This is a genomic window from Streptomyces sp. NBC_01622, from assembly GCF_045209635.1.
In the GTDB taxonomy this organism is placed as follows: domain Bacteria; phylum Actinomycetota; class Actinomycetes; order Streptomycetales; family Streptomycetaceae; genus Streptomyces.
In genome coordinates, this window is record NZ_CP109293.1 from 1,296,979 (window position 1) to 1,309,854 (window position 12,876).

17 protein-coding genes and 1 pseudogene are annotated in these 12,876 nt (G+C 70.5%); 9 read left to right on the plus strand and 9 right to left on the minus strand.

Annotation, left to right across the window (positions count from 1 at the left end):
* The first annotated feature begins 14 nt into the window (after positions 1-14).
* The 4 genes from OH768_RS05975 to OH768_RS05990 are packed head-to-tail and all read left to right on the plus strand — an operon-like array spanning position 15 to position 3,504.
* Complete coding sequence (locus OH768_RS05975; RefSeq protein ID WP_406465155.1) at positions 15-821, plus strand: alpha/beta fold hydrolase; 807 nt, start codon at positions 15-17, stop codon at positions 819-821.
* A gap of 44 nt (positions 822-865) precedes the next feature.
* Positions 866-1,612, plus strand: a complete 747-nt coding sequence (locus tag OH768_RS05980; RefSeq protein WP_406450772.1) for an MBL fold metallo-hydrolase — start codon at positions 866-868, stop codon at positions 1,610-1,612.
* Positions 1,613-1,615: 3 nt separating this feature from the next.
* The gene (locus tag OH768_RS05985) at positions 1,616-2,020 is read left to right on the plus strand and encodes a putative quinol monooxygenase (RefSeq protein ID WP_406450774.1); all 405 of its coding nucleotides are present in this window, start codon (positions 1,616-1,618) and stop codon (positions 2,018-2,020) included.
* Complete coding sequence (locus OH768_RS05990; protein ID WP_406450776.1) at positions 2,017-3,504, plus strand: MFS transporter; 1,488 nt, start codon at positions 2,017-2,019, stop codon at positions 3,502-3,504. Before OH768_RS05985 ends, OH768_RS05990 begins: the two co-directional genes overlap by 4 nt.
* A gap of 242 nt (positions 3,505-3,746) precedes the next feature.
* On the opposite strand, the gene OH768_RS05995 is transcribed toward OH768_RS05990, so the two are convergent.
* Positions 3,747-4,781, minus strand: a complete 1,035-nt coding sequence (locus tag OH768_RS05995) for a TIGR03620 family F420-dependent LLM class oxidoreductase (RefSeq protein ID WP_406450778.1) — start codon at positions 4,779-4,781, stop codon at positions 3,747-3,749.
* Between the two features lie 89 nt (positions 4,782-4,870).
* Complete coding sequence (locus tag OH768_RS06000; protein ID WP_406450780.1) at positions 4,871-5,125, minus strand: helix-turn-helix domain-containing protein; 255 nt, start codon at positions 5,123-5,125, stop codon at positions 4,871-4,873.
* Between OH768_RS06000 and OH768_RS06005 the strand changes: the two genes are divergently transcribed.
* Complete coding sequence (locus tag OH768_RS06005) at positions 5,108-5,551, plus strand: acyl-CoA dehydrogenase family protein (protein ID WP_406450782.1); 444 nt, start codon at positions 5,108-5,110, stop codon at positions 5,549-5,551. The genes OH768_RS06000 and OH768_RS06005 overlap by 18 nt on opposite strands.
* Entirely contained in the window at positions 5,499-5,849 is a 351-nt protein-coding gene (locus tag OH768_RS06010) for a nuclear transport factor 2 family protein (RefSeq protein WP_406450784.1), read from the plus strand. The genes OH768_RS06005 and OH768_RS06010 overlap by 53 nt, the downstream gene beginning before the upstream one ends.
* A 30-nt stretch (positions 5,850-5,879) precedes the next feature.
* Here OH768_RS06010 and OH768_RS06015 read toward each other — a convergent pair.
* The 3 genes and pseudogenes from OH768_RS06015 to OH768_RS06025 form a co-directional block, all read right to left on the minus strand.
* A pseudogene (locus OH768_RS06015) lies at positions 5,880-6,062 on the minus strand (hypothetical protein); the annotation flags it as partial.
* Positions 6,063-6,085: 23 nt separating this feature from the next.
* Complete coding sequence (locus OH768_RS06020) at positions 6,086-6,778, minus strand: SDR family NAD(P)-dependent oxidoreductase (protein WP_406450786.1); 693 nt, start codon at positions 6,776-6,778, stop codon at positions 6,086-6,088.
* 152 nt (positions 6,779-6,930) lie between these two features.
* Complete coding sequence (locus OH768_RS06025; RefSeq protein ID WP_406450788.1) at positions 6,931-7,764, minus strand: helix-turn-helix domain-containing protein; 834 nt, start codon at positions 7,762-7,764, stop codon at positions 6,931-6,933.
* A gap of 147 nt (positions 7,765-7,911) precedes the next feature.
* Here OH768_RS06025 and OH768_RS06030 point away from each other — a divergent pair, with 147 nt between their 5' ends.
* A complete protein-coding gene (locus OH768_RS06030; protein WP_406450790.1) occupies positions 7,912-8,250 on the plus strand; it encodes a putative quinol monooxygenase in 339 nt (112 codons plus the stop codon).
* Positions 8,251-8,287: 37 nt separating this feature from the next.
* On the opposite strand, the gene OH768_RS06035 is transcribed toward OH768_RS06030, so the two are convergent.
* On the minus strand, positions 8,288-8,944 hold the full coding sequence (locus OH768_RS06035) for an SDR family NAD(P)-dependent oxidoreductase (protein WP_406450792.1): 657 nt from the start codon (positions 8,942-8,944) through the stop codon (positions 8,288-8,290).
* 118 nt (positions 8,945-9,062) lie between these two features.
* On the opposite strand from OH768_RS06035, the gene OH768_RS06040 reads away from it, so the two are divergent.
* A complete protein-coding gene (locus tag OH768_RS06040) occupies positions 9,063-9,662 on the plus strand; it encodes a TetR/AcrR family transcriptional regulator (protein ID WP_406450794.1) in 600 nt (199 codons plus the stop codon).
* Between the two features lie 24 nt (positions 9,663-9,686).
* On the opposite strand, the gene OH768_RS06045 is transcribed toward OH768_RS06040, so the two are convergent.
* Positions 9,687-10,457, minus strand: a complete 771-nt coding sequence (locus tag OH768_RS06045; protein WP_406450796.1) for a hypothetical protein — start codon at positions 10,455-10,457, stop codon at positions 9,687-9,689.
* Between the two features lie 195 nt (positions 10,458-10,652).
* Here OH768_RS06045 and OH768_RS06050 point away from each other — a divergent pair, with 195 nt between their 5' ends.
* A complete protein-coding gene (locus OH768_RS06050) occupies positions 10,653-10,829 on the plus strand; it encodes a hypothetical protein (RefSeq protein ID WP_406450798.1) in 177 nt (58 codons plus the stop codon).
* Positions 10,830-10,860: 31 nt separating this feature from the next.
* On the opposite strand, the gene OH768_RS06055 is transcribed toward OH768_RS06050, so the two are convergent.
* The gene (locus OH768_RS06055; RefSeq protein ID WP_406450800.1) at positions 10,861-11,826 is read right to left on the minus strand and encodes an SMP-30/gluconolactonase/LRE family protein; all 966 of its coding nucleotides are present in this window, start codon (positions 11,824-11,826) and stop codon (positions 10,861-10,863) included.
* A 152-nt stretch (positions 11,827-11,978) separates the two neighbouring features.
* Positions 11,979-12,866 (minus strand): helix-turn-helix domain-containing protein, encoded by an 888-nt coding sequence (locus OH768_RS06060; RefSeq protein WP_406450802.1) that lies wholly within the window; start codon positions 12,864-12,866, stop codon positions 11,979-11,981.
* Positions 12,867-12,876 lie beyond the last annotated feature (10 nt).

Sequence of the window (12,876 nt, forward strand, 5' to 3'; positions counted from 1 at the left end):
TCAAGGAGAAGGCCATGGGAATCACCACTCGGTACACCGTCAGCCTCGGCGAAGTCGGCCCGGTCGACGTGTCCGTGGCCGCATACGGCGCCGGGCAGCCGTTCCTGCTGCTGCACGGCGGGGCCGGCCCGCAGTCGGTGACAGGGTTCGCCGAGAAGTTCGCCGCCGCTCACGACGTACGCGTGCTGGTCCCGACCCACCCGGGCTTCGCCGGCACCGTACGACCCGGGACATTGACCTCCGTCCCAGGCCTTGCCGCGCTCTACGGCGCGCTGCTGGACCAGCTCGACCTGACCGACGTGACCGTCATCGGCAACTCGATCGGCGGCTGGATCACCGCCGAGATCGCGCTCCTGAAGTCGCCCCGTATCAGCGGCATCGTCCTTGTCGACGCGGTCGGGATCGAGGTGTCCGGCCACCCGGTGGCCGACTTCTTCTCCCTGACCATGGATCAGGTCTTCGAGCTCAGCTTCCACGATCCCGAGCCCTTCCGTGTCGACCCCGCGACCCTGCCCCCGGCGGCGCAGGCGATCGCCGCGGGAAACCGGACCGCGATCGCCGCCTACGCGGGCTCCGCCATGGCCGACCCCACCCTCGTCGGACGTCTCGGGTCCCTGGAGCTCCCCACCCTCGTGCTGTGGGGCGAGAGCGACGGGATCGTCGACGTCGACTACGGGCGCGCCTACGCCGCGGCGATCCCCATGGCCCGGTTCCAACTGCTCCCGGAGACGGGCCACTCCCCGCAGCTGGAGACCCCCGACCAGGTCGACCACGCGATCTGGGACAGCGCCGACACGGACTTCTCCGCTTTCGCCCGCTGAGCCGGGACCACCTGCCGACCCCCGCCCCCCACGGAGACCCCGCCATGCCCAAGACCGCGGTCACCCGCATCACGCACAGCTGCCACCTGATCGAAATAGGCGGCCGCACCTTCCTGACCGACCCGTGGTTCAGTACCCGGCCCGGCTACTACCAGGGCGAGCCGATCGCGATCGGCATCCCCGACCTGCCCCGGCTCGACGGCGTACTGATCAGCCACGAGCACTACGACCACTGCGACCTGGACGCCTTCGCCGCGTACCGGGACCGCACGGTACCGCTGTTCGTCGCCGGGACCGTTGTGGAGGCAGCGCGCAAGCACGGCTTCACGAACGTCACGGCCCTCGCGCCCTGGCAGGAGGCCGAGGTCGGCGGCGTCACCGTCACAGCGACCCCGGCCAAGCACGGTGTCTACGAGGTCACCTTCGTCCTGCGCGCCGGCTCCGACGCGGTGTACTTCGCCGGCGACACCCTGCTCATCCCCGAACTGGCCGAGATCCCCGAGCGGTTGGGGCACATCTCCGTCGCCCTGCTGCCCACCAACGGCCTGCACATCCGGCCGGCCGACAACATGCAGGTCGTCATGAACGCCGACGAGGCGGCCGAACTGACCGCCGTCCTCAAACCCGAACTGGCCGTCCCGCACCACTACGCCTTCACCAAGGGCTTCCTGGGCGACCGGTTGATCACCCACAGCGACAAGAACCCGCTGCGCTACCAGGACGCCGCGCGCGACCTGGCCCCCGGGACCAGCGTCCGCATCGTCGAACCCGGCATCAGGATCGAGCTCTGAACCATGACCGACACCGAGGACTTCCGCACCGCGAGCCTCGACCACGTCAACCTCCAGGTCGACGCGGAGGATCCGAACCCCCGCCCGATGATCGCCGTTCTGGACGCCAGACCCGGCCTGGAGGACAGCTTCCGCGCGAGGATCGTCGAACTCGTCCGCGAGGTGCGCCGCGAACCCGGCTGCGTCACCTTCACCGCCTACGAGGCCCGTGATGTCCCCGGCCGGTTCTACCTCTACGAGGTCTACACCGACGCCGCCGCGTTCGACGCCCACCTCCGCACCGAGCACGTCCACCGCTTCATCTCCGCCATACCCGAGCTCAGCACCGGCGGTCCCGAAAGCCTCGTCCAGCTCCACGAACTCCCCATCGACCAGCCGCACCACCGCCCATCGAGAGGACGGACATGACGACGCACGAGTCCCGGGCCTACGGCGGCCGTCGGCGGGCGGGGGTGATTCTGGCCGTGTGCTGCCTGAGCCTGCTGATCACCGCCCTGGACACCACCGCCGTGAACGTCGCCCTGCCCGCCGTCGGCCACGATCTGCACGCCTCGGTGAGCGGCCTGCAGTGGACCGTGGACGGCTACACACTGGTCGTCGCCGCCTTCATGATGCTCGCCGGATCCACCGCCGACCGGATCGGACGGCGCCGGGTGTTCCAGGCCGGACTGACCCTGTTCACCGTCGGCTCGCTGGCCTGCTCCCTGGCCCCGACCCTGGGCTGGCTGATCGCGTTCCGGATCACCCAGGGGCTGGGTGCCAGCATGCTCAACCCGGTCGCCCTGTCGATCATCACCCACGCCTTCCCCGATCCCCGCGAGCGCGCCCGCGCGATCGGGCTGTGGGGCACCACGGTCGGCCTGTCCCTGGCCGCCGGCCCGGTGGTCGGCGGCCTGCTGGTCGCCTCGGCCGGCTGGCGCTCCATCTTCTGGATCAACATCCCGATCGGGCTGGCCGCCCTGGTGCTCACCGTGGTGTTCGTTCCCGAGTCCAGGGCCGCGACAGCACGACGACCGGACCCGGTCGGCCAGTTGCTGGTCGTCACGATCCTCACCTCGCTGATCTTCGCGATCATCGAGGGCTCCCGCCAGGGCTACGGCAGCACCCCCATCATCGCCCTGTTCGCCCTGTCGGCAGCCGCGGTCGTGGCGCTGCCCGGCTACGAACGACGCCGCGAGCAGCCGTTGGTCGACCCGGCGTTCTTCCGCTCGGTCCCGTTCACCGGCTCCTTCGTCGCCGCCGTCACCGCGTTCCTCGTCCTGTCCGGCTTCCTGTTCCTCAACACGCTGTATCTGCAGGACGTGCGCGGCTACAGCGCACTGCACGCCGGCCTGCTGACCATGCCGCTGGCCGTCGGCACCGCGATCGCCTCACCACTGTCCGGGCGCCTCACCGCCCTGCGCGGTCCACGCCCGCCACTGGTCGCCGCGGGCCTGCTGATCGCCGCCGCGACGCTGACCCTGACCACGCTCACACCGGCCACCCCATGGACGGTCCTGCTCATCGCCTACGTGCTCCTCGGCATCGGATTCGGCCTGGTCAACGCCCCGATCACCAGCACCGCCGTGGCCGGCATGCCACGCGCCCAGGCCGGGGTCTCCGCCGCGATCACCACCACCGGACGTCAGGTCGGCAACAACCTCGGCGTCGCCGTCCTGGGGGCGATCGTCTCCGCGCGTACCCAGTCCCCGGGCCGAGCCGGATTCGCCGCCGCCAGCCACCCCGCCTGGTGGATCCTGACGGCATGCGGCCTGCTGATCGCGGTGATAGGCCTGGCGACCACCACACCCCGCGCCACCGCCACCGCCGCCCGGGTCGCCGCACGCTTCCCGACCGATCCCGCGACAGCCTTGAACAGCGCGCCAGGCGTCCGTGGAGGCACACCGGCGTGATGCCGCGTCAGCGCTGCCGCCGAGCACCCGCCAAGGTGGACCCGTCCGTCGATCGGCTGATGGCTGGGAGCGGCCAGATGCGTAGCACGCGGACGATGGTTGGCGACCACCGTCACGTCCACATCGGCAGCGCCAACGGCACCGCCCCGCCGCCGCTGGCCCGTACCTCGCGGGCGATCGGGTTGAGCGTGCCGAGCTCGTCGTCCTCGCCCCACCGGCCCAGTTGGGCCGGTGAAGCTCGCTCACTTGCTCCGCAGCTTCCCCAGCGGGTCGGGATCTCCTTCCAGCGGGGTGGCCGCGGCCTTCCAGCCGGTGTCCCCGGGACAGAGGGCGCCGACCAGCGCGGGTGCGAGCTCCCGCCACGGCTCGGTCGGTACGTCGAAGGGGGATTCCATCAGGACCTGGACGCACACGTGGTCGGCCCCGGCGGCGAGATGGTCGCGCACGCGGCCGAGGATCGCCGCTTCGTCGCCCCAAGCGACGAGTGCTTCGGCCAGCCTGTCGGAGCCGCCGCGGACGAGGTCCGTTTCGTCGAAGCCGCCCCGCAGCCAGTTGTTGCGGTAGTTCGGCAGGCCGGTGTAGATGTCCAGGTGGGTGTGCGCCCGACGCAGCGCCGTCTCGCGGTCGGCGGTGAGCACTGCCCCCATCTCGACGGCCACGATCTTGTCCGGCCCCAGAGCGGCCCGCACCTCGGCCGTCTGTGCCGGCGTCACCAGGTAAGGATGGCTGCCGTCGGCGAGTTCACGGGTCACCTCCAGCATCCGGGGACCGAGGGCGGCGACCAGGACGGGCGGGCGCGGCGCGTCGGCCTCCGCGGCGTAGAAGGTCGCTCCCGCCATCGCCGTCAGGTAGTCGCGCATGGCGGCGACCGGTTTGGCGTAACTGCCGCCGCGCACCCGTTCGACCAGTGGCCGGTGGCTGACTCCGAGCCCGAGTACGAACCGTCCTCCGTAGGCCGCGGCCAGGGTGCGGGACGCCGCGTTGGCCGCGACCGCGTCGCGTGCCCAGATGTTGGCGATGCCGGTCGCCACGCGCATGCGCCCGGTGGCGGCGAGCAGCAGCCCTGCCTGGGTGAACGCCTCCCGGCCGTAGGCTTCGCCGCACCACAGGGTGCCCCAGCCCTGGGCTTCGAGCTCGGCCGCGATCTGCCCGGCCACCGACGGAGGTACCGCGTCCAGACTCGCGGTCCAGATCCCCACACGCCCGAGCCCTGCTTTCCCGGCCGGCGTCACGCTTGTACCTGTCTCTACGACGTCGGGGATCAGCTCTTCGGTCATGACGCGACCGTACGACTTGGGGCCGGGTGGCTGCCGTGACCGTAGCGCTCAAGGTCGTTGACCCGGTCGTTCACTCGGTGGCACGTGGCTCAGCCGCCCGGTTGGTAGGAGCGGGGAGCGGAACCGGTCCAGCGCTTGAAGGCGCGGTGGAAGGCGCTGGGTTCGGAGAAGCCCAACTGCTGCGAGATGTCCTCGATGGAGACGGTGCCCGTGGCTGGCGCCGCGATGGCCACATCACGCCGCAGCTGGTCCCGGATCTGCTGGAAGGAGACGCCCTCCGCGGCCAGCCGGCGCGGCAGTTCGCCCTGGAACGGCTCGTCGTCGCCATGGGCGCGGCGGCCCACGCCGGGGCGGCACTGCGGGAGACCATCGCCTACACCAAGCAACGCTCCGCCTTCGGTCGTCCGCTGGCGAAGTTCCAGGACACCCGTTTCCGGCTGGCCGCGATGCGGGCGCGGATCACCTCGGCCCAGGCCTTCGTCGACGCCTGCGTCCTCGCCCACAACCGGGGCACGCTCACCGCCGACGAGGCCGCCGAGGCGAAACTCGTCACCACCGAACTGCAGGGTCAGGTCGTCGACGACTGCCTGCAGATGTTCGGCGGCTACGGCTACATGTGGGAATCCCCGATCTGCCGCCGGTACGCCGACGCCCGCATCCAGCGTATCTACGGCGGCACCTCCGTATCCCAACTCCGCTCGAACGAAAGGAAGTTGCATGTCCACGTTCCTCGACGACCTGCAGAAGGCGATCTCGGCGCACGATCTTGAGGCACTGGTCTCCTGTTTCACGGAGGACTACCGCTGCGACACGCCGACCCACCCGGCGCGCAGTTTCGTAGGACAGGAAGTCGTCCGCAGCAACTGGGCCGGCCTCTTCGCCCGTGTGCCGGACATCGAGGCGCGTGTACTTCGGGCCGTCGAGGACGGCGACATCATCTGGAGCGAGTGGGAGATGTCCGGCACCACCGTCGATGGAACGCCCCAGTTGATGAGGGGTGTCGTCATCGTCCGCACCGAGGGCGACCGGGCCTCGCAGGCGAACTTCTATCTGGACCCCGTCGACTAGGCCTGCGTGATGCTGTGATCGGGCGGTTGCCTTCAGCCGGTCGTTGATCCGGACGCGGGCGGCACGGAGGTGGAGGGCGGTGAGGTAGCTCTCGGGTGACTTGTCGTATCGAGTCGTGATGCCCTACCAGTCCTTCACTTCGCCGATCAGGCGCTCGACGGTGTTCCGACCCTTGTGATCCGCTCGTGGCCGGAACCATTGACCAGCGCGGGCACGGCCTGCCTTCGTGGGCAGGTTCACCACGGGAGGTTCCCGGATCGGTCGATGAACTGTCCCGTCGGTCCGTCCGGGCCGATCGTCGCGAGGGTCACGATGGACTCCGCGCCGGCGGCGACGCTGTGTCCGAGGCCACCGGTGAAGTCGGTCGCGGTCTGCCCGGGGTCCGCGGCGTTGACCTTCACGTCCTTCAGTTCCTTGGCGTACTGCGTCGTGAGCATCGTGACCGCGGCCTTAGATGCGCAGTAGAGGGGCAGGGCGTACTGCGACTCGATCCGCGCCGGGTCCTGGGTCATGCCGAAGGAGCCCATGCCGCTGGACACGTTGACGATGACCGGGTTCGGCGACGTACGAAGCAGCGGGAGGAAGGCGTGCGTGACACGCACGATCCCGACGACGTTCACGTCGAGTACGGCGCTCACGTCGGCCGCGGTGTATCCCTCGACGGGGCCGACCTTGCCGAGGACTCCGGCGTTGTTGACCAGGACGTCGATCGTTCCCTCATGCGCGGCGACATCCGCGGCCGCGGCCCGGACCGAGGCGTCGTCGGTCACGTCGATCTGGACGAACCGGGCGCCGAGCGAATCGCCCGCGGCCCGACCGCGCTCACGGTCGCGGGCACCGAGGAGGACGGTGTGTCCCGCCTCGACGAGACGACGAGCGGTCTCAAGACCGAGGGACTTGTTGGCCCCGGTGATGAATGTGGTGGTCATGCTGGCTCCTCCTGGTCCAAACAGCACGGTCGTGCGCTGTTCACGCACTTCATGCTGGGTCGCCGGGAGGGTCGGCGGGAGCTACGGGACTTCCTGGTACGGCGCGTACCACCCGGCGGCCCGGTCCACGGGACGAGGCGGACCGCGGGGCTTCATCCCTGAGGAGACATCCTCTGGACACCGATGGCCGCGAGGAATTCGAGTTTGCTGCGGGCGTCGGTGCCCGGCTGCGGCGTGTACACCACGAGGCGGAGGTTCGTGTCCTGGGTGGTGAGGATGTCGGAGTTCATGGCGATGTCTCCGACGTCCGGGTGCTGGACGAGTTTGTGCGCGCTCTGGTGACCGCCCACCGCTCGGCGGCTCCACAACTCGCCAAACCGTGGGCTGAGGTTCAGCCTCGACACCAGCGCCGCGAGGTCGGGATCGTCGGGGTACCGGCTCGTCGTCGCGCGCAGGTCGGCGACGAGGGACTCCTCGAACGCCGTCCGCTCGGCCGCCGTCTGCCGGACCCTGGGCAGCTCACCCAGGAACTGCCAGACCAGGACGTTGCGGTCTCCCACACCGCGGACCGTGGGATCGCCGAACGTGGCCGCGAACAGCGGATTCCAGTGCAGCAACTGCCAGGTGGCGTCGTAGATCGCCAACGGGTTGCCGGCGAGCTGGTCGACGATCCGGTACAGGCTCCCCGGGATCATTCGCGGAACCCGGGTCGGATCCGCCGCGTGGCCGGCCATGCGCAAGAGGTGTGCGTGCTCGTCGTCGGACAGGTGCAGGGCGCGGGCCAGGGCCGAGCAGACCTGTGCCGAGGGTGTCGCCACCCGTCCCTGCTCCAGCCGGACCACGTACTCGACCGAGATGCCGGCCAGCGTCGCCAGCTCCGCGCGTCGCAGACCGGGGACCCGACGGGGTGAGCCGTGTGCGAAGCCCGCCGTCGCGGGATCCAGCCGGTCCCGCCACGCCCGCAACGCGGCACCGAGTTGATCCATGCACACCATCCTCCCGCACACCCCGTCCCGCTGGGTGGTACGCGCTGTACCACGAAGGCACGTAGCTCCCGCCGACGCTCCCCGGGGGCTCAGTGTCGAGTCGTGAACGGCGCACAACGACGCTGTTCGGAATCAGGAGGAGCAAGCATGACCACCACGTCGAACCAGTACGTCACCGTGTTGTGGGAAGCCCGGGCCAGATCCGGGAAGGAAGCCGCGATGAAGGCGTTCATGACAGCCGCCGTCACCGCATCACGCCACGACGCGGGCAACATCGACTACGAGGCTCACCAGGTCGAGGGAGAACCGGGCACGTTCGTCATCTTCGAGCGCTGGGAGAGCCGCGAGGCCCTCGAAGGCCATCTGCGGGCACCCCGCATGCAGGACCTGGTGCCCCAGCTGCTGGAACTGATGGACGGCAGCATCGAGGACGGGATCCGCTTCCTGCAGCCGTTCCGCCCGTTGGACGCCTGTCCCCACCCGTGAGGGTGGGGACGCCGCTCAGACGTCGCGGCAGACCGCCTCACATGTACCAGCCGCCGTTAACGCCGATCTGCCGGCCGGTGATGAATCCGGCTTGGTCGGAGCAGAGGAAGGCGCAGGCTGCCGCGATGTCGTCCGGCGTTCCGGCACGGCGCACCGGGGTCATGCCGGCGACGGTGTCGACGCCGATGAAATCCCCGCGCTTTTCGGCCTCGCGGGCCATCGGGGTGTCGACGATCGAGGGCGGGACGGTGTTGGCGGTGATTCCTTCCGCGGCCAGTTCGACGGCGAGCGCCTTGGTCAGGGCGATGACGCCGCCTTTGGCGGCGACGTAGTGGGCCATGTCGGGGGCGCCGTGCTGGGCGCTGGAGGACGAGATGGTGACGATCCGCCCCCACTTCTCGGCACGCATGTCGGGGATGACGGCCTGAACACAGGTGAACGTGCCGGTGAGGTTGACCGCCATGATCCGGTCCCAGGCATCGGGTGTGATGTCGGTGACGGAGGCGAACGTCTCGACGCCCGCGCTCGTGACGATGATGGTGATCGGACCGTACGCCTCGCGGACCGCCTGGATCGCCGCTGCGACCGCAGCGCGGTCGGAGACGTCGCAGGCGTAGGCCGTCGCTTCCGCGCCGGCCTCACGGAGTCGGGCGGCAGCCGAAGTCGGGCACTGCGTCCTCCCCTGGGGCCGCACCCGTGGCACGGATGCTGGACGGTCGTACAGCAATGCTGGACATATGCTTAGCGCCGGGGTCCTGAGCCGTCAAGGCATGCGGCGCAGGGCAGAATTACGCCGAGGGAACGGAGACCGTGTGACGTCGTCGCCTCGCCGCTACGGTTCGCCCGACGCCAAGAACCGCGGTGTGCTGCTGGACGCCGCCGAGGAACTGCTCCTGGCGGAGGGCTACTCGGCCGTGACCGCACGGCGCGTTGCCGCGCAGGCCGGTCTCAAGCACCAACTCGTGCACTACTACTTCCACACCATGGACGACCTCTTCCTCGCGCTGTTCCGCCGTCGCGCCGAACAGGGACTGGAACAGCAGGCCGCGGCGCTCGCCTCCGACCGGCCACTGCGAGCCCTGTGGGCGTTCAGCACGGACCCGGCCGGCGCCTCGCTGACCATGGAGTTCATGTCGCTGGCCAACCACCGCGAGGCGATTCGGGCCGAGGTCGCCCACTATGCCGAGCGGCTGCGGGCCGCACAGGCCGAGGCCCTCCCAGGCATCCTGCAACGCTATGGAATTCCGCCCGAGAGCTGTCCCCCGATCGTGCTGGTGTTCCTCACCACCTGCGTCGCCCGGGTCCTGGTCCTGGAGGACCGCCTGGGCATGTCCGCCGGCCACGACGAGACGCGCGCATACGTGGAGGACCTGATCCAGCGCTTGGAGGAGCATTCATCACGGTGCGACTGAACGACCGTCAACTCTGCTGCACGATCAGGCCTGTTCGGGGTCGAGGGAGCGGTGCGGGTCGGTGCCCGCGGGGGCGAAGCACAGCGGCTGGGCGGTGCCGGCCAGCCAGTCGAACAGCGCGCCGCCGACGGGAGCGCCGGTGACGAGGACCGCGTCCGGGGCGTGGGCGGTGATCTCGGCGACCGCTTCGAAGACCGTCGCCTGCCCGGGCTCGGCGAGCCGGACGGCGACGTGCTGGGAGAGCAGGTCGGCGCCGCGCACACCGAGCGTGTCGACGGCCGGTACGTCGGGCCGGTCGCGTTTCTCGTGGACAGTGAGCCGAACCGCGCCGGAAAGATCATCGGGTCCGGCATCCCTGTCGGCGGCGTAGGCGCGAGCGGCCTCCCAGGCGACCTGGGAGTAGTACGCGATGCCCTCCTCCAGCACATCGGCCAGGTCGTCCGGTGTCCCGGTCTGAAGCGCGGGGTTGGCCAGGCAGCCGACGGCGGCCCGGGTCAGCAGCGGTCCACGACGCGCCGGGTCGGCGCCCCGGCCGGGCAGCGGCACGCCGTGTGCCGTGGCGCCGTCCAACGCCGTGCGAACGACGTTGTCCCAGTCGACGTTGAGCAGGACCGTGGGGAAGCGGGCCGCGATCGCGGAGTCGGTGACGGCGGCGAGGTGACGCTCGTACCGGTCGCGCCAGTCGTCGGACGTGTGGGCGTAGTCGCGGAATTCCAGGATGCCGTTCGGCGCGGGGCGGCCCGCGATCCGGGCGGGCTGGTGGTCGTATGCGGCGAGCCGGCCGGGACGGGTCAACAGTGCTTCGGCGAAACGGCTGCCGCCGGTCTGGCCGTCTCGACGTCGTCGAGTACGCCCCGAACGGCGGCGGCAGCTCCTTCGTCCCGGCCGTCCAACTGGACGTGGCCGGCCTGGAGTTGCTGTCCCGGCTGTTCCTGTTCACCCCGGTGGAGGTGTTCCACGCGGTGCTGCAGGCGATGACCGAGCCCGGTGATGGCCGCCGCCCGCAACTACCACTACTCCCTCAACGCCGAACTCGAGCCCGTCAGGATGCCCAACGGTTTCGAGTTCCCCGTCGTCGACCCCGACGACCTCGCCGAGCAGTACTGGGACCCCTGCACCAAGCGCGACCGCGTCGAGCTGATCCACCCGGAGCCCGCGGCCCCGTAGACCGGCACGGCCGGGCGACCGCCGGACCTGGTCACCGGTCCAGGTGGGCGAGCAGCAGGTTGGGGTCCTCGGCGGTGACGTAGGCCGCGCTCAGGACGTAGGCCGTGTCACCGCGCAGGGCGATGGAGGTGGGGTTCCGCAGGCCGTCGGCCTCGGTCAGTACGACGGTGTTGCCGATGTGCGGCTCGACGAGGACGACCTCGCTCGAACCGTTGACGGTGGCGAGCAGGTGGTCCCCGCGCCCCGTGAAGGCGAAGTCGTCGATCCCCGGCAGACCGGTGGCCTCGGTGCGGACACGGCCCGCGCGTCCGTCCCGGAGGACGGGGATGCGTACGACGGTGCCCTGGTCGAGGTTGGTGACCCAGAGCGCCCCGCCCCGGATCTTCAGGCCGTTGGCACCGAGGAAGCCGGCCGACGCCAGTTCCGGGGCGGTGGACCAGGCGGTGGGGGTGCCGCCGGAGACGGGCACCTTCCAGACGGTACCGAGCACGGAGTCGGTGACGTACAAGGAGCGCGAACGGGCGTCCAGCGCAAGGCCGTTGGGCAGTCCGCCCGCCGGCAGCGCGGCGATCCGCTCCGGTGCGCCGCCCGGCCGCAGCCGCCATACGCCGGTGAGGTCGGCGGTGCCGGTGGCGTACAGGAAATACAGCGTCCCGTCGTGGGCCCGGACGATGCCGGACGTCAGCGCGAAGCCCAGGACGGGGGTGTGGACCCCGCCGTCCGCCGGCGCGGGCAGGGTGGCCAGGATCCGAGTGGCGCCCTTGGGCGAGAGGCGGGCGATCTGGCGGGCGGCGGCGAAGGTGACGTAGGCGCTGCCGTCCGGGGCCAGTGCGATGTTCTCCGGGGTCTGCCCCTTGGCCAGGTCGAAGTGGCGGGCGATCCGCGCGTCGCTCAGCGGCGCGGAGGCGGCCGACGCGGGAGCCGGGGAGAGCACCGCGGCGGCGGTCGCGACGACGGCCGCCGTGGACAGGACCGACTTGGTGAGCGTCTTGCGCATGGGTTGGTTCCTTCTTGACAGGTGGGTTCGGTCAGTGGATTCGGGCAGTGGTCCCTGACACTGCTTTTGGGCACTGCTTTTGGGCATGCGGCAGCAGCGTGCCGATGCGGTGGTGACACTGAGCGGGCGGCGGTCGACCGCCCTGGACGGGGTCAGTCCCTACTGACCCGGGACCGGGTCGACGCGGACTCCGCCGGTACGGCGGCCTGGGCGAGCAGGGCCAGTGCCGCGCGCGAGGGTGAGTCGGCCGGGGTGGTGGCGACGACGAGGCTGATGCCGCGCCCGAGGCCGAGGCTCTGCTGCACGGCAGTGAGCGGACCCACCAGCGGATGCTTCATGTCGTACGCGGCGAACATCTGCGACTTGACGCGGTGATCGGCCCACATCGAGGCGAACTCACCGCTCTTGGCGCTGAGTTCACCCACCAGCGCGTGCAGCACCGCGTCGTCGGGGAACCGGCCCGCCATCAGCCGGAGGTTGCCCACCACCGCCCTGGCCTTGCCCGGCCAGTCCGCGTACAGGTCGCGGGTGTGCGGGTCCAGGAACACCAGCCGGGCCAGGTTGGGGCGCTCGGCCGGCCGGTCCGGGGCCCCGGGGTCGAGGTGCCCGGCGAACAGCGCGTGCCCCAGCCGGTTCCACGCCAGCACATCGGCGCACCGGCCCTGCACGATCGCGGGGGTGTCTCCCAGTACGTCCAGGAGCTGGGCGTTCTCCTCCGTCACCCGCTCGGGCGGGAGCCGCCGACCCCGGGGGCGTTGTCTGCCCGCGCGGGCCAGATCGTGCAGATACCGCCGCTCGGGCTCGTCGAGCCGCAGGGCACCGGCCAGCGCGTCCAGTACTTCGGGCGAAGCGCTCGGCGACTGTCCCTGTTCCAGCCGCGTGTAGTAGGAGACGCTCACTCCCGCGAGCAGCGCCAGTTCCTCGCGCCGGAGACCGGGCACGCGTCGTCGCTCCCCGTAGGTGCTCACCCCGACGTCCTCAGGACGGAGGTGAGAACGCCGAGCCTTCAGAAAATCCCCGAGCTGCGTTTCTCCGTTCACGGAACTCAGT